Source organism: Pseudoroseomonas cervicalis ATCC 49957, from assembly GCF_000164635.1.
Lineage (GTDB): Bacteria > Pseudomonadota > Alphaproteobacteria > Acetobacterales > Acetobacteraceae > Pseudoroseomonas > Pseudoroseomonas cervicalis.
The window spans coordinates 1,247,120-1,261,557 of the sequence record NZ_GG770777.1 but is presented as its reverse complement, the minus strand read 5'-3'; the positions used below and the strand labels follow the sequence as shown (position 1 = coordinate 1,261,557).

15 protein-coding genes are annotated in these 14,438 nt (G+C 70.5%); 7 read left to right on the top strand and 8 right to left on the bottom strand.

Annotated elements, in window-relative coordinates; translation table 11 throughout:
- Nucleotides 1-174 precede the first annotated feature (174 nt).
- A complete protein-coding gene (locus HMPREF0731_RS05460; RefSeq protein ID WP_157135932.1) occupies nt 175-1,641 on the bottom strand; it encodes an MATE family efflux transporter in 1,467 nt (488 codons plus the stop codon).
- A 407-nt stretch (nt 1,642-2,048) separates the two neighbouring features.
- Here HMPREF0731_RS05460 and HMPREF0731_RS05455 point away from each other — a divergent pair, with 407 nt between their 5' ends.
- The 7 genes from HMPREF0731_RS05455 to HMPREF0731_RS05425 all read left to right on the top strand — a co-directional run bounded on the left by HMPREF0731_RS05455 (nt 2,049) and on the right by HMPREF0731_RS05425 (nt 9,177).
- The gene (locus HMPREF0731_RS05455) at nt 2,049-3,593 is read left to right on the top strand and encodes an ABC transporter substrate-binding protein (protein ID WP_051014697.1); all 1,545 of its coding nucleotides are present in this window, start codon (nt 2,049-2,051) and stop codon (nt 3,591-3,593) included.
- 183 nt (nt 3,594-3,776) lie between these two features.
- Nucleotides 3,777-4,829, top strand: a complete 1,053-nt coding sequence (locus tag HMPREF0731_RS05450; protein WP_007003045.1) for an alpha/beta hydrolase — start codon at nt 3,777-3,779, stop codon at nt 4,827-4,829.
- 202 nt (nt 4,830-5,031) lie between these two features.
- Entirely contained in the window at nt 5,032-5,238 is a 207-nt protein-coding gene (locus HMPREF0731_RS05445) for a cold-shock protein (protein ID WP_040611944.1), read from the top strand.
- Between the two features lie 143 nt (nt 5,239-5,381).
- On the top strand, nt 5,382-5,576 hold the full coding sequence (locus HMPREF0731_RS05440; RefSeq protein ID WP_040611943.1) for a hypothetical protein: 195 nt from the start codon (nt 5,382-5,384) through the stop codon (nt 5,574-5,576).
- Between the two features lie 197 nt (nt 5,577-5,773).
- Nucleotides 5,774-7,555: an IlvD/Edd family dehydratase gene (locus HMPREF0731_RS05435; protein WP_007003042.1), complete on the top strand. Its 1,782-nt coding sequence runs from the start codon at nt 5,774-5,776 to the stop codon at nt 7,553-7,555.
- Between the two features lie 7 nt (nt 7,556-7,562).
- On the top strand, nt 7,563-8,312 hold the full coding sequence (locus tag HMPREF0731_RS05430) for an SDR family oxidoreductase (RefSeq protein ID WP_007003041.1): 750 nt from the start codon (nt 7,563-7,565) through the stop codon (nt 8,310-8,312).
- Between the two features lie 22 nt (nt 8,313-8,334).
- On the top strand, nt 8,335-9,177 hold the full coding sequence (locus HMPREF0731_RS05425; RefSeq protein WP_007003040.1) for a fumarylacetoacetate hydrolase family protein: 843 nt from the start codon (nt 8,335-8,337) through the stop codon (nt 9,175-9,177).
- A gap of 108 nt (nt 9,178-9,285) precedes the next feature.
- Here HMPREF0731_RS05425 and pncA read toward each other — a convergent pair whose 3' ends face one another.
- The 7 genes from pncA to HMPREF0731_RS05390 form a co-directional block, all read right to left on the bottom strand.
- Nucleotides 9,286-9,903, bottom strand: coding sequence for a bifunctional nicotinamidase/pyrazinamidase (pncA, locus tag HMPREF0731_RS05420; RefSeq protein ID WP_007003038.1), 618 nt, complete (start codon nt 9,901-9,903; stop codon nt 9,286-9,288).
- Entirely contained in the window at nt 9,900-10,538 is a 639-nt protein-coding gene (gene ureG / locus HMPREF0731_RS05415; protein WP_007003037.1) for an urease accessory protein UreG, read from the bottom strand. Before ureG ends, pncA begins: the two co-directional genes overlap by 4 nt.
- The gene (locus HMPREF0731_RS05410) at nt 10,535-11,299 is read right to left on the bottom strand and encodes an urease accessory protein UreF (protein WP_420493603.1); all 765 of its coding nucleotides are present in this window, start codon (nt 11,297-11,299) and stop codon (nt 10,535-10,537) included. Before HMPREF0731_RS05410 ends, ureG begins: the two co-directional genes overlap by 4 nt.
- Complete coding sequence (locus HMPREF0731_RS05405; protein ID WP_007003035.1) at nt 11,208-11,735, bottom strand: urease accessory protein UreE; 528 nt, start codon at nt 11,733-11,735, stop codon at nt 11,208-11,210. Before HMPREF0731_RS05405 ends, HMPREF0731_RS05410 begins: the two co-directional genes overlap by 92 nt.
- Nucleotides 11,736-11,897: 162 nt before the next feature.
- Nucleotides 11,898-13,610 (bottom strand): urease subunit alpha, encoded by a 1,713-nt coding sequence (gene ureC, locus HMPREF0731_RS05400; protein WP_007003034.1) that lies wholly within the window; start codon nt 13,608-13,610, stop codon nt 11,898-11,900.
- 2 nt (nt 13,611-13,612) lie between these two features.
- Entirely contained in the window at nt 13,613-13,918 is a 306-nt protein-coding gene (locus HMPREF0731_RS05395) for an urease subunit beta (protein ID WP_007003033.1), read from the bottom strand.
- 11 nt (nt 13,919-13,929) lie between these two features.
- The gene (locus tag HMPREF0731_RS05390) at nt 13,930-14,232 is read right to left on the bottom strand and encodes an urease subunit gamma (protein WP_007003032.1); all 303 of its coding nucleotides are present in this window, start codon (nt 14,230-14,232) and stop codon (nt 13,930-13,932) included.
- Nucleotides 14,233-14,438 lie beyond the last annotated feature (206 nt).

Below are 14,438 nucleotides of genomic sequence, written 5' to 3'. Positions count from 1 at the left end.
CTGCTGCGCGACAGCGTCGCCCTGGCCACCGGCGGGCGCGAGGCGGGCGCCTATGGCGACGGGCAGGGCGGGCTGGTCGCCTTCCACCGCACCCCGGGCTACGAGTCCTATCGCGGCCTCGGCTGGTATGGCGCGGTGCTGCAGCGGGCCGGCTGAGCCGCCCGCCGCGTCCGGTCAGGCCAGGCGCAGCCGGCGGGGGGCCAGCCCGCCGCGTGCCGCCATGCGCTGCCAGCGCAGCGTCAGCATCACTGCGACGAAGCCGAGCCCGCTGGCCAGCCCGACCCAGATGCCGAGCGGCCCCCAGCCGCCGGGGAAGCCGAGGCCGAGGCCGATCGGCAGGCCGAGCCCCCAATAGCCCAGCGCCGCGAACAGCATCGGCACGGTGGTGTCCTTCAGGCCGCGCAGCGCGCCGGCGGCGACCGCCTGCACCCCGTCGGCCAGCTGGAAGATCCCGGCCATCATCAGCAGGCTCGCCGCCAGGGCGCGGGTCTCGGTCAGCTCCCCGGCCAGGAACAGCCCGGCGATGGCGTGCGGCAGGGTCAGCAGCAGCAGCGCGGTGGCGAACATGAAGCCGGCGCCGAGGCCGATGGCGGTCCAGCCGGCGCGCCAGGCGGCGCGCGCGTCATGCGCGCCCGCGGCCAGGCCCACGCGCGCGGTGGCGGCCTGGCCGATGCCCATCGGGATCATGAAGCAGGCGCCGGCCACCTGCAGCGCCACCGCGTGCGCGGCGACGGCGCTGGCATTGAACCAGCCCATCACCAGGGCGGTGGCGCTGAAGATGCCGATCTCCAGCAGCATGGCGCCGGCGATCGGCAGGCCGATGCGCATCAGCTCCGCCATGCGCCGCCCATCGGCGCGCCAGAAGCGCCCGGCCAGGCGGAAGCGCGACAGCCGCCGGTCGAGCCGGATCCACAGCGCCAGCGCCAGGAACATGGCGGTGTTGGCGATGGCGCTGGTCAGCCCGGCGCCCCAGACGCCGAGCGAGGGCAGGCCGAGCCCGCCGCCCACCATCAGCCAGACCAGCAGCGCGTTCAGCAGGATGCCGCCCCCGGCCACCCAGAGCGCCGGGTTCGGCCGCTGCAGCGCCGAGAGGAAGCCGCGCAGCAGCAGGAAGCCGTAATAGAAGGGCATGCCCCAGAGCAGGGCGCGGGTGTAGGTCTGCGCCGCCGCCGCCAGTTCCGGCTCCTGGCCGGAGGCGAGCAGGATCGCCTCGGCATGCCAGAGCAGCGTGCCCAGCACCAGGAACAGCGGCAGCATCGCCCAGGCGGCCTGGCGCAGGGTGCGGCGCATCTCGCGCATGTGGCGGGTCACCCGGCCGCGCTCCTGCGCCAGCATGGCGGCGGCGGCGAAGGCCAGGCCGAAGGGCAGCGCCATGGCGATGAAGTAGAGATTGCCGCCCAGCGTGGCGCCGGCCAGCGGCACCTCGCCCAGCCGGCCAAGGAACAGCGTGTCGGTCAGCACCAGCGCGGTCTGCGACAGGTTGGTCAGCGCGATCGGCCAGGCCAGGGCCAGCATGGCGCGGATCTCGGCCAGCCAGGGGCCGCGGGGGTGGCGATGCGGCAGGTCGGACCGGCCGCCGGCGAGGCCGCCGGCGGAGGCTGGGGGCGCTCCGGCCGGGCCCCCGTCTGTTGCGTGTGTCATGGCTGGCGCCGCTCTAGCGCAAGCGGCGCGGAAAGGCTTGCGACGTTGTCGTGTCCGGCGCCGCGAGTCGCCCACCCGGCGCGGCGCGGCCTGCCGCGTTTCGGGGCGGGCGCTGGGGCGGTCGCGGCGCCCCGGCCATGGCCCTGCCCGTATGCCGGGCAGAGCCGGCCGGCCGCACAACCGGCGCGCAATTTCGGGGCGGATTGCGGAATGTTTAGGCAGCCCAGTGAGGGCCTGTTCCGGTATTCGCAACCAGGGCTGGCCAGCCCTCGCGCCCTTGTGTCACGATTTTCGCGGGGCAGGCATGCTTCTTGCTGCCGGACCCCCAAACAACCAAGGCCAGGGGGCTGAAGACCGTGAGTTCCAAGAGTGTTTCGCCGCAGCGCGCGCGGCTGCTGGGCGCCGCCATGCTGGGCCTGCTGGCGGCCGCGCCCGCCGGGGCGCAGAACCTGACCATCGCCATCGGCGGGTCGGTCACCTCGCTCGACCCGCATTTCTACAACGCCTCGCCCAACAACAGCGTCTCCAGCCACTTCTTCGACAAGCTGGTGGAGTTCGACGACAAGGCGCAGCTGATCCCGCTGCTGGCCGAATCCTGGCGCGCCGTGTCCGAGACGGTGTGGGAGTTCAAGCTGCGCGCCGGGGTGAAGTGGCATGACGGGCGGGACTTCACCGCCGAGGATGTCGCCTTCACCATCCAGCGCACGCCGAACGTGCCGAACAGCCCGGGCGGCTTCGCCGCCTTCGTGCGCGCCGTGCAGCGCGTCGAGATCGTCGACCCGCTGACCATCCGCTTCCACACCCCCGGCCCCTATCCGCTGCTGCCGGTCGATTTCGCCTCGCTGTCCATCATCTCCCGCCATGCCGGGCAGAACGCGACGACCGAAGAGTACAATTCCGGCCGCGCCGTGATCGGCACCGGGCCGTACCGCTTCACCTCCTACGCGCCCGGCAACCGGGTGATGATGGAGCGCAACGAGAATTACTGGGCCGGCCGCCCCTCCTGGGCGCGGGTGGATTATCGCGTCATCTCCTCGCCGCCGGCGCGCACCGCGGCCATCCTGGCCGGCGATGTCGACATCATCGACACCGTGCCCTCCTCCGACATTCCCGGCCTGCGCGGCGAGGCGGCGCTGAAGCTGACCAGCATCCAGGGCCTGCGCGTCATCTACCTGGCGCCGGACCGCTCGCGCAGCGACAACCCGATCTTCGTCACCGACAATGACGGCAAGCCGCTGGCGACCAACCCGTTCAACGATGTGCGGGTGCGCCGGGCGCTCTCCATGGCGATCTCGCGCGAGGCGCTGGCCGACCGCGTGATGCTGGGCACCGCCCAGCCGGCCGGGCAGTGGCTGCCGCCGGGCGCCTATTCCTACAACCCGCAGGTGACGCCGCCGCGCCAGGACCTGGAGGGCGCCCGCCGCCTGCTGGCCGAGGCCGGCTTCCCCAACGGCTTCCGCATGACGCTGCACACGCCGAACGACCGCTACCCGAACGATGCCCGCACCGCCCAGGCGGTGGCGCAGATGTTCACCCGCGCCGGCGTGCAGACCCAGGTGGAGGCGCTGCCCTGGTCGGCCTTCTCGGTCCGCTCCAGCCGGCAGGAATTCGGCATGCGCCTGGTCGGCTGGGGCAGCGCCACCGGCGAGGCCTCCTACGCCCTGGTCAACATCCTGGCGACCTATGACGTGGAGAAGCGCACCGGCGCCAACAACAGCGGTCGCTATTCCAACCCGGCGCTGGACGAGCTGACGGCGCGCGCCACCGCCACCCTCGACGACGCCAAGCGCGAGGAGCTGCTGCGCGAGGCGGTGAAGTTGGCGATGGACGATGTGGCGATCATCCCGCTGCACCAGCTGGTCAACACCTGGGCGGTGAAGCGCAGCCTGAACCACGCCCCGCGCATGGATGAGCGGACCCGCGCCATGGACGTGACGCCGGGCAACAGCTGAGCCCGGCGCGACGGGCGCGGGGAGCCTCCCCGCGCCCCGGCTTCCGGCCGGGGTGGCGCCGCCGCCCCGGCCGTTCTTCTGCCCGGGCCGCGGCCCGGCATCGCCCGCGATAGCCAGGGCGCGGTTTTTCGCTCTACGCTCCCGCCGCGTCCGCGCCCAAGCGGGCCGTTTCGGGAGACCGCCATGCACCGTCGCATGTTGCTCGCAGCGCCCCTGATCGCCTCCCCCCTGCTGGCCGCGACCGGCCCGGCCGCCGCCCAGCCGGCGGGAATCGCCTTCGAGGAATTCCTGGTCCCCGGCGGCGATCCCGGCATCCAGCTCTATCTGCGCAACAAGCGGCCGGAGCAGGCCGGCGCGGCGCGGCCCGACCGCACCGTGCTCTGCCTGCATGGCGCCACCTACCCGGCCAGCACCAGCTTCGACCTGCCGGTGGGCGGTGTCTCCTGGATGGACTACATGGCCGGGCGCGGCTTCGACGTCTGGTGCCTGGATCTGCGCAACTATGGCCGCTCGACCCGCGAGGCCGCCATGGGCCAGCCGGCCGATGCCGGCGCGCCGCTGACAAGGGGCGAGGTGGCGCAGAAGGACATCGCCGCGGCGGCGGCCTTCATCCGCGAGCGGCGCGGCCTGTCCAAGATCGTGCATCTGGGCTGGTCCTGGGGCAGCTCGCTGCAGGCGCGCTTCGCCGCCGACAACCCGGCCCTGGTCGAGCGGCTGGTGCTCTACGCCCCGCAATGGCTGCGCGAGGCGCCTTCGCCCGCCGCCGCCGGGGCGGGTGAGGCGCTGGGGGCCTATCGCAGCGTGACGCGGGCCGAGGCGCGGGCGCGCTGGTTCAACGGCGTGCCGGAGGCCAAGCGCGGCAGCCTCTTCCCCGCCGGCTGGTACGAGCACTGGGCGGACGCCACCTTCGCCACCGACCCGGAAGGCATGCGCCAGGTGCCCTCCGTCCTGCGGGCGCCGAATGGCGTGCTGGCCGATGCGCGGGAGACCTGGCTGGCCGGCAAGCCCTATTACGACCCCGCCGCCATCGCCTGCCCGACCCTGGTGGTGCTGGCCGAATGGGACCGCGACACGCCGCCGGCGCTCGCCACCACGATGTTCCCGCTGCTGACCCGCAGCCCCGCCAAGCGCCTGGTGCTGCTGGGGGAGGGCACCCACGGCATCATGCTGGAGCGCAACCGCGGCGCGCTGTTCCAGGCGGTGCAGGTCTTCCTGGAAGAGACGATCGCCGCCTGAACGCGCACATGGTCGCGGCCACGCTTGTTCCGCGCGCGTGCTGCGCCTACATGGGAGAGGTCGACTGTTTTGGTTGCGGCCTGCGTTTCCGCTCAACGACCCCCGCTCCGGCGGGGCGAGGCGTGCCTGGTGCCCGTTCCCATCAAAGGTTGATCCGCCGCGCATGTTGCGGGGCGGCAAACTTCCGTTACGGAGCACCGTGATGCCGATTGGTACCGTCAAGTGGTTCAACCCGACCAAGGGTTTTGGTTTCATCCAGCCGGAGGACGGCTCGAAGGACGTGTTCGTGCACATCTCCGACGTGCAGCGCGCCGGCCTGCAGGGCCTGAATGAGGGCGAGCGCGTGGAGTTCGAGCTCCAGCGCGGCCGTGAGGGCAAGGTCTCCGCCGGCAACCTGAAGCAGGTCTGAGCCTGGCAGCGCGCCGCCCCCACCGGGGCGGCGGGCACGGCTTCGGCCGATGACCGCCGGGCGCGCCGGAGACGGCGCGCCCGGCTTGTTTTTGCGCGCCCCGCCACAGCGGCGCCGGCGTGAGTGAGCAGGAGAGGATATCCATGGCCCGTACGCCCAATTATGGCCAGCAGCGCGCCGAGCGGGACCGCGCCAAGAACGCCAAGGCCGCGGCCAAGGCCGAGGCGCGCGAGGCCGAGCGCGCCCGCCGCCGCGCCGCCATCGAGGCGGGCCAGGACCCCGACCTGGGCGAGCCCGTGGTGCTGCCGCCCGAGGAGGACGAGACGGCGCCGCGCTGAGGCGCCGAGTCGCGCACGCCCCCGGGGCCGTTCCTCGCCCCCTGGGGCAGCGTCCGAGGCTCCTCGGACGCGCCTGAGACCGGTTTCCGGGGCCGCGCCGGCCTGAGCCTCGCGCGGCTCTTGTCCTGTTGTCCGACGAGGCGTTGACAGCCTCCGCGGCCCGGCCGACGCTTCCCCCGATTGGGGGAGAAGCGGGCATGGACCAGACCCAGAAGAAATTCCGCCTGCGCAGCCAGCGCTGGTTCGACGACCCGGAAGATCCGGGCATGACGGCGCTCTATATCGAGCGCTTCCTGAATTTCGGCCTGACGCGGGGCGAGCTGCAATCGGGCAAGCCGATCATCGGCATCGCCCAGACCGGCAGCGACATCGCCCCCTGCAACCGCCACCACCTGGCGCTGGCCGAGCGGGTGAAGGCCGGCATCCGCGATGCCGGCGGCATCCCGCTGGAATTCCCGATCCACCCGATCCAGGAGACCGGCAAGCGCCCCACCGCGGCGCTGGACCGCAACCTCGCCTATCTGTCGCTGGTCGAGATCCTGCACGGCTACCCGCTGGATGGCGTGGTGCTGACCACCGGCTGCGACAAGACGACGCCGGCCTGCCTGATGGGCGCGGCGACGGTGAACATCCCGGCCATCGTGCTCTCCGGCGGGCCGATGCTGGACGGGCATTGGAAGGGCCGGCTCTCCGGCTCCGGCACCATCGTCTGGGAGGCGCGCAAGCTGCTCGCCGCCGGCGAGATCAACTATGACGGCTTCATGCAGATGGTGGCGAGCAGCGCGACCTCGGTCGGGCATTGCAACACCATGGGCACGGCGCTGTCGATGAACAGCCTGGCCGAAGCGCTGGGCATGTCGCTGCCGGGCTGCGCCTCGATCCCCGCCGCCTATCGCGAGCGCGGCCAGATGGCGCACGCCACCGGCATGCGCATCGTCGACATGGTGCGGGAGAATCTGCGCCCCAGCGACATCATGACGCGCGAGGCCTTCGAGAACACCATCGTGCTGGCCAGCGCCATCGGCGCCAGCAGCAACTGCCCGCCGCATCTGGTGGCCATCGCCCGGCACATGGGCGTGGAGCTGACGGTGGAGGATTGGCAGACCATCGGCGCCGAGATTCCCCTGCTGGTGGATTGCCAGCCCGCCGGCCGCTTCCTGGGAGAAATGTTCTATCGCGGCGGCGGCGTGCAGTCGGTGATGAAGGAGCTGGCGGACGCCGGCAAGCTGCACACCGGCGTCAGGACCGTCACCGGCCAGACGCTGGAGGAGGACCTGAAGCGCGCGCCGCTGCCGGACCGCGAGGTGATCCGCCGCTACTCGGAGCCGCTGAAGGAGCAGGCCGGCTTCGTCGTGCTGTCGGGCAACCTGTTCGAGAGCGCGGTGATGAAGGTTAGCGTCATCGACGCCGAGTTCCGCAAGCGCTTCCTCTCCGACCCCGAGGATATCTTCGAGGGCAAGGTCATCGTCTTCGAGGGGCCGGAGGATTATCACGACCGCATCGAGGACCCGGCGCTCGGCGTCGATGAGCACACGGTGCTGGTCATCCGCAATTGCGGCCCGGTGGGCTATCCGGGCAGTGCCGAGGTGGTGAACATGCAGCCGCCCGGCGCCATGATCAAAGCCGGGCTGCACAGCCTGCCCACCATGGGCGATGGCCGCCAGAGCGGCACCTCGGCCAGCCCCTCCATCCTCAACGTCTCGCCCGAGGCGGCGGTGGGTGGCGGCCTGGCGCTGCTGAAATCCGGCGACCCGATCCGCATCAACCTGAAGACCCGCAAGGTCGATGTGCTGATCCCGGAGGAGGAGCTGGCCGCCCGCCGCGCCGCCTGGACGCCGCCCAAGCTGCTGAACAAGACGCCCTGGGAGGAGATCTACCGCTCCATGGTCGGCCAGCTGGGCACCGGCGGCTGCCTGGAGCCGGCGACGCTCTACCTCAACATCCTCGAGACGCGCGGCGAGAGCCGCCACAACCACTGAGGCGCAGATGGCCGGACGTCTTACCGGAAAGAAGTGCTTCCTGACGGCGGCGGGGCAGGGCATCGGCCGTGCCGCCGCCCTGGCCTATGCGGCGGAGGGCGCCACGGTGGTGGCGACCGACCGCGACGCCGGGAAACTCGCGGAACTGGCGGCCCAGGGCATCACCACCCTGGCGCTGGACGTGCTGGATGACGCGGCGGTGCAGGCGGCCATCGCCGCGCACGGCCCCTTCGACGTGCTGTTCAACTGCGCCGGCTTCGTCCACCAGAACACCGCCGAGACCTGTACCGACGCCGACTGGGATTTCGCCTTCGCGCTGAATGTCCGCGCGCAGTGGAAGGTGATGCAGGCCGTCATTCCCGGCATGCTGGCGCAGGGCGGTGGGGCGATCGTCAACATGGCCTCCGCCGCCGGTTCGGTGAAGGGTGTCGCCAACCGCTTCGTCTATGGCGCCACCAAGGCCGCCGTGGTCGGCATGACCAAAAGCGTCGCCGCCGACTACGTGGCGCGCGGCATCCGCTGCAACTGCGTCTGCCCCGGCACGGTGGACACGCCCTCGCTCGGCGAGCGCATCGAGGCCAATGCGGCGGCGGCAGGCAGTGTGGAGGCCGCGCGCGCCGCCTTCGTCGCGCGCCAGGCCATGGGCCGCCTGGCCACGGCCGAGGAGATCGCCGCGCTGGTGATCTATCTCTCGGCGCCGGAATCCGCTTTTGTCACCGCGCAGGCCATCGTCATCGACGGTGGCTGGACCAATTGAGCGCAGAGGGAAACGCTGCACCATGAAGCTGTTGCGCTATGGCCCGCCGGGCCAGGAGAAGCCGGGCCTGCTGGATGCCGAGGGCGCGATCCGCGACCTCTCCGGCGTGGTGCCGGATCTGGCGGGCGAGGCGCTCTCCCCCGCCGGGCTGGCGAAGCTCGCCGGCCTCGACCCCGCCAGCCTGCCGCGTGTCGAGGGTTCGCCGCGCCTGGGCCCGCCGGTCGCCGGCATGAAGAACTTCGTCTGCATCGGCCTGAACTACGCCGACCACGCGGCGGAGACCGGCGCGCCGATCCCGAAGGAGCCGATCATCTTCCTGAAGTCGCTGGGCGCGCTGCAGGGGCCGAATGACGACGTCATGATCCCGGCCGGCAGCGTCAAGACCGACTGGGAGGTGGAGCTGGCCATCATCATCGGCAGCCGCGCCAAGAACGTCTCCGAGGAGGCCGCGCTGGACCATGTGGCGGGCTATGCCGTCTGCAACGACGTCTCCGAGCGCGAGCACCAGATCGAGCGCGGCGGCACCTGGGACAAGGGCAAGGGCCACGACACCTTCGGCCCGCTCGGCCCCTGGCTGGTGACGAAGGACGAGGTGCCGGACCCGCAGGACCTCGCCATGTTCTGCGAGGTGGATGGCCACCGCTACCAGGACGGCTCGACCCGCACGATGATTTTCGGCGTGGCCAAGCTGGTCTCCTACGTCTCGCACTTCATCACGCTGCATCCGGGCGACGTGATCACCACCGGCACGCCGCCGGGCGTCGGCATGGGCCAGAAGCCGCCGATCTACCTGAAGGCTGGGCAGAGCATCCGCCTCGGTATCCAGGGGCTGGGCGAGCAGAACCAGAAGACCATTCAGGGGTAAGAATCTTCTTTTTCTGAAGAAAAAGAAGCAAAAAGACTTTTTTCAGTTTGGCGTCCCGCCTCTGGCCTGAAGCGGGACGCCAACTGAAAGAAGTTTTTTGGTTCTTTTTTACAAAAAAGAACTCTGAATAAAATCAACACCCTTCTCGCGCAGCCGCTCCGTCCCGGCCGCCGTCGCCTCCGGCGTGATGCCACGGCAGGCATCCTCCACCAGCACCACGCGATAGCCCAGCTCCGCCGCATCCTCGGCCGAGAAATCGGTGCAGTAGCCGCGCGCCAGCCCGGCGATGAAGATGCGCGTGATGCCGCGCTCCCGCAGATAACCATGCAGGCCGGTGCTGGTCTGGCGGTCGTTCTCGCGAAAGGCCGAGTAGCTGTCGATGCCGCGGCGAAAGCCCTTGCGGATCACCATCTGAATGCGCGTGGTCTCCAGTTCCGGATGCAAGGCGGCGCCCGGCGTGCCCTGCACGCAATGGTCCGGCCACAGCACCTGCTCGCCATAGGAGAGCTGCACGGTGTCGAAGGGCGCCTTGCCGGGATGCTGGCTGGCGAAGGAGGCATGGTCCGCCGGGTGCCAGTCCTGCGTCGCGGCGATGTTGGCGAAACGCGGCTGCAGCCGGCTGATCACCGGCAGCACCGCATCGCCCTCCGGCACCGGCAGGGCGCCGCCGGGCATGAAATCCGGCTGCACATCCACGATCAGCAGCAGGTCCGTGCCGGTGATCATGCCGCCGGCTTCGCGCGCTGCTCGATGCCGCCGGATTGCAGGATGAAATCGGCGATCTCGGCGACGCCCTGCAGCGCCTTGAGGTTGGTGAAGATGAAGGGCCGCTGCCCGCGCATCTTCTTCGCATCCCGGTCCATCACGCCAAGATCGGCGCCCACCAGCGGCGCCAGGTCGATCTTGTTGATCACCAGCAGGTCGGAGCGGGTGATGCCAGGGCCGCCCTTGCGCGGGATCTTGTCGCCGGCGGAGACGTCGATGACGTAGATGGTCAAATCCGCCAGCTCCGGGCTGAAGGTGGCGGCCAGATTGTCGCCGCCGCTTTCGATCAGCAGGATCTCCAGCCCGGGGAAACGCTGGTTCATCTCCGCCACGGCGGCGAGGTTGATCGAGGCATCCTCGCGGATCGCGGTGTGCGGGCAGCCCCCGGTTTCGACGCCGATGATGCGCTCCGGCGCCAGCGCGTCGTTGCGCGTCAGGAATTCGGCATCCTCGCGCGTGTAGATGTCGTTGGTGATGACGGCGATGTTGTGGGTGTCGCGCAGATGCTTGCACAGGCGCTCGGTCAGCGCCGTCTTGCCGGAGCCGACGGGGCCGCCGATGCCGACGCGGAAGGGGCCGTTGGCGGAAATGCTCATGAGCGGAACAGCCTCGTATACTGCGTCTCGTGACGCATGGAGAATTGGTCGAGCAGCGGCGCCGCGCTGCCCAGCCTGTCGAGATCGGCCTGCAGCGCCGCCGCACTCGCCGCCTGCAGATGCGGCAGCAGCAGCGCGGTGGTGATCTGCCCATCGGTCTGGCCGAGCGGCACCAGCCGCACCCCGGCCGAGACGATATTGGCCGCGAAGGCGGAGAGGAAGCCGAACAGCGCCACCGGCAGCGGCACGCCCTGCCAGGCCGCCGCCGCGCCAAAGGCCACGGGGTGGGCGACATTACCGCCCTGGCGCGCGGCGAAACCCGCCAGGCGCGGCTCCGGCCATGCGGCCAGCGTCACCTTCAGGAAGGCGCTGCCCTGGGCCATGGTCTCCAGCGCCGTCTCCGCCGTGCCGCGCCAGGCGGCGGCCAGCTCCGCCACATCGTCCAGCGCGGTGTCGTCATCCGCCTCGGCGGCGCGCCAGGCGGCGGCCAGCAGCGCGCCGTCGATGCGGCCCGCGCCCACCTCCAGCACCGCGCGCAGATAGGCCAGCAGCCCGGCGCGGTCGGTCACCGCGCCATCCTCCACCGCCATCTCCAGACCATGGCTGTAGGTGTAGGCGCCGACCGGATAGGAGGGCGACAGCCAGGTCAGCAGGCGCTGGAGCGTCGCCTCAGTGGTGATGGTGGTGGTGGTCATGGCCATGCTCATGATCATGCGCGTGATCATGGTGATGATGACCGGCATGGCGGTTATGTTCGCCATAGGCGCCGCCCTCCGGGTTGAACGGCGCCTCGACCCTGGCCAGCGTCGCGCCCAGCCCTTCCAGCATGCGCTCGATCACATGGTCGGCGCGGATCAGGATACGATCGGCGCTGATCTCGGCCGGCAAATGCCGGTTGCCGAGGTGCCAGGCGAGGCGGGTCAGGTGCAGCGGATCCTGCGCGCGGATCTCGACCAGCGGCTCCGGCGCCGCCCGCACCAGGATGACGCCGCCGCCCTCCAGCAGCAGCCCGTCGCCCTCGCGCAGCACGGTCGCTTCCGGCAGGTCGAGCAGGAAGGCCAGGCCCTTCTGCCCCTGGTAGCGCTTCCGCCGGCGGTGCCGGTCGTCGAAATCCACCAGGATGCTGTCGCGCGCGGTGCGCGCCTGCCACTGGCCGGCTTGCAGCACCTGGGTGGCGCGGGGGAGGTCTTCGGTCATCCGTCTTCTCCAGAAGGTTGGGGGAATGAATTCCCCCAAACCCCCTTCTTTTTTCTGCCCGCTGCCGGTCATGGCCGGGACGGGATCGCTTCACTCACAACAACCGCATCGGCCCGGTGTGGCGTCCCGCCTGGATGCCGGATGGCGGCAGCCCGAAAGAAATCAGAACAGGAAGTATCGCTGCGCCATCGGCAGCACCTTGGCCGGTTCGCAGATCAGCAGCTCGCCATCGGCGCGGACCTCATAGGTCTCCGGGTCCACCTCCAGCTTCGGCAGGGCGTCGTTCAGCACCATGTCGCGCTTGCGGATGGCGCGGGTGTTCTGCACCGGCAGCAGCATGCGCTCCAGCCCGAGCCGCCCCGCGAGATCGCCGCTCTCCAGCGAGGCCGCGGAGACGAAGGTGACGGCGCCGGCCCGCATCGCCTTGCCGAAGCTGCCGAACATCGGCCGGTAATGCACCGGCTGCGGCGTCGGGATGGAGGCGTTGGGGTCGCCCATCGGCGCCATGGCGATGCTGCCGCATTTCAGCACGAAATCGGGCTTCACGCCGAAGAAGGCCGGGTTCCACAGCACCAGATCGGCCAGCTTGCCGACTTCGACACTGCCCACATGCGCCGAGACGCCCTGCGAGATGGCCGGGTTGATGGTGTATTTGGCGATGTAGCGGCGGATGCGCAGATTGTCGTTGTCGCCGCTCTCGCCGGACAGGCGCCCGCGCTGCACCTTCATCTTGTGCGCGGTCTGCCAGGTGCGGATGATGACCTCGCCCACCCGGCCCATCGCCTGGCTGTCGGAGGACATCATGGAGATGGCGCCCATATCGTGCAGGATGTCCTCGGCCGCGATGGTCTCCTTGCGGATGCGGCTTTCGGCGAAGGCCACGTCCTCGGCGATGCGCGGGTCGAGATGGTGGCACACCATCAGCATGTCGAGATGCTCGTCCACGGTGTTCACCGTGTAGGGCATGGTCGGGTTGGTCGAGCTGGGCAGGAAATTCTCGTGCCCGATCACCCGGAGAATATCCGGCGCATGGCCGCCGCCAGCGCCCTCGGTGTGGAAGGCCTGGATGGCACGGCCACCGATGGCGCGGATCGTGTCCTCGACGAAGCCGCTTTCGTTCAGCGTGTCGGTGTGGATCGCCACCTGCACGTCGAAGGCATCGGCGACCGAGAGGCAATTGTCGATTGCCTTCGGCGTGGTGCCCCAATCCTCATGCAGCTTCAGGCCGCAGGCGCCGGCGCGGATCACCTCCTCGATGCCCGCGGGCAGGGCGGCATTGCCCTTGCCGAGGAAACCGAGATTGACCGGGAAGCTCTCCGCCGCCTGCAGCATGCGGGCCATGTGCCAGGGCCCCGGCGTGACCGTGGTCGCCAGCGTGCCATGCGCCGGCCCGGTGCCGCCGCCGAACATCGAGGTGATGCCGGAGGCCAGCGCCTCCTCGATCTGCTGCGGGCAGATGAAATGGATATGCGGGTCGATGCCGCCGGCGGTCAGGATGCGCCCCTCGCCGGCGATGATCTCGGTGCCCGGGCCGATGACGATGTCGACACCCGGCTGGGTGTCCGGGTTGCCGGCCTTGCCGATGGCGGCGATGCGCCCGTCGCGCAGCCCGACATCGGCCTTGACGATGCCCCAATGGTCGATGATCAGCGCGTTGGTGATCACCGTGTCCATGGCGCCCTCGGCGCGTGTGCGCTGCGACTGGCCCATGCCGTCGCGGATCACCTTGCCGCCGCCGAACTTCACCTCATCGCCATAGGTGGTGAGGTCGCGCTCCACCTCGGCGAAGAGCTCGGTGTCGGCCAGGCGGATCCTGTCGCCCGTGGTCGGACCATACATGCCGGCATAGGCCGCGCGGGAGAGGCGTGTGGGCATGCTCAGACGCTCCCCTCGGTCTCGCCACGGAAGCCGTGGATGATGCGCGCGCCGGCGAAGCTCACCAGCCGCACCATGCGGCTCTGCCCCGGCTCGAAGCGCATGGCGGTGCCGGCGGCGATGTCGAGCCGCCTTCCGCGCGCGGCGGCGCGGTCGAAATGCAGCGCCGGGTTGGTCTCGGCGAAATGGTAGTGGCTGCCGACCTGCACGGGGCGGTCGCCGCTGTTGGCGACCTCGATCTCGATGCTGTCGCGCCCGGCATTCAGCTCGATCTCGCCCGGGGCGGTGATGATCTCACCCGGTATCATGGCGCCTCTCCTCAGCGGATCGGGTTGTGCACGGTGACGAGCTTGGTGCCATCCGGGAAGGTGGCCTCCACCTGGATCTCGTGCACCATCTCGGGAATGCCCTCCATCACCTGCTCGCGGCTCAGCACGCTGGCGCCGTCGCGCATCAGCTCGGCCACGCTGCGGCCGTCGCGCGCGCCTTCGACGACGAAATCGGTGATCAGCGCCACCGCCTCGGGGTGGTTCAGCTTCACGCCGCGGGCCAGGCGCTTGCGCGCCACCTCGGCCGCCATGGCGATCAGCAGCTTGTCCTTCTCGCGCGGGGTCAGAAGCATCGGGCGGTCCTGCTGTCGGGGGTCGGGATCATTCTGCGGCGGCCCTGTTCATGTCGTCCACAGCCTTGGCAGGCGGGCGGCACCGCCGGGCGACAGCGCACGCAGCACCGGGATGGCGGCGCAGAGCGCCCGGCGAACCTCGGTCGCGGCGCCGGTCCAGCGCGCCAGCACCAGGCCGGGGCGGGCGATGGTCGCGGCATGGCCCG

Coding starts and splice junctions, on each gene's coding strand:
- HMPREF0731_RS05460 (WP_157135932.1), bottom strand. CDS start 1,641: ATGACACACGCAACAGACGGGGGCCCGGCCGGAGCGCCCCCAGCCTCC.
- HMPREF0731_RS05455 (WP_051014697.1), top strand. CDS start 2,049: ATGCTGGGCCTGCTGGCGGCCGCGCCCGCCGGGGCGCAGAACCTGACC.
- HMPREF0731_RS05450 (WP_007003045.1), top strand. CDS start 3,777: ATGCACCGTCGCATGTTGCTCGCAGCGCCCCTGATCGCCTCCCCCCTG.
- HMPREF0731_RS05445 (WP_040611944.1), top strand. CDS start 5,032: ATGCCGATTGGTACCGTCAAGTGGTTCAACCCGACCAAGGGTTTTGGT.
- HMPREF0731_RS05440 (WP_040611943.1), top strand. CDS start 5,382: ATGGCCCGTACGCCCAATTATGGCCAGCAGCGCGCCGAGCGGGACCGC.
- HMPREF0731_RS05435 (WP_007003042.1), top strand. CDS start 5,774: ATGGACCAGACCCAGAAGAAATTCCGCCTGCGCAGCCAGCGCTGGTTC.
- HMPREF0731_RS05430 (WP_007003041.1), top strand. CDS start 7,563: ATGGCCGGACGTCTTACCGGAAAGAAGTGCTTCCTGACGGCGGCGGGG.
- HMPREF0731_RS05425 (WP_007003040.1), top strand. CDS start 8,335: ATGAAGCTGTTGCGCTATGGCCCGCCGGGCCAGGAGAAGCCGGGCCTG.
- pncA (WP_007003038.1), bottom strand. CDS start 9,903: ATGATCACCGGCACGGACCTGCTGCTGATCGTGGATGTGCAGCCGGAT.
- ureG (WP_007003037.1), bottom strand. CDS start 10,538: ATGAGCATTTCCGCCAACGGCCCCTTCCGCGTCGGCATCGGCGGCCCC.
- HMPREF0731_RS05410 (WP_420493603.1), bottom strand. CDS start 11,299: ATGGCGAACATAACCGCCATGCCGGTCATCATCACCATGATCACGCGC.
- HMPREF0731_RS05405 (WP_007003035.1), bottom strand. CDS start 11,735: ATGACCGAAGACCTCCCCCGCGCCACCCAGGTGCTGCAAGCCGGCCAG.
- ureC (WP_007003034.1), bottom strand. CDS start 13,610: ATGCCCACACGCCTCTCCCGCGCGGCCTATGCCGGCATGTATGGTCCG.
- HMPREF0731_RS05395 (WP_007003033.1), bottom strand. CDS start 13,918: ATGATACCGGGTGAGATCATCACCGCCCCGGGCGAGATCGAGCTGAAT.
- HMPREF0731_RS05390 (WP_007003032.1), bottom strand. CDS start 14,232: ATGCTTCTGACCCCGCGCGAGAAGGACAAGCTGCTGATCGCCATGGCG.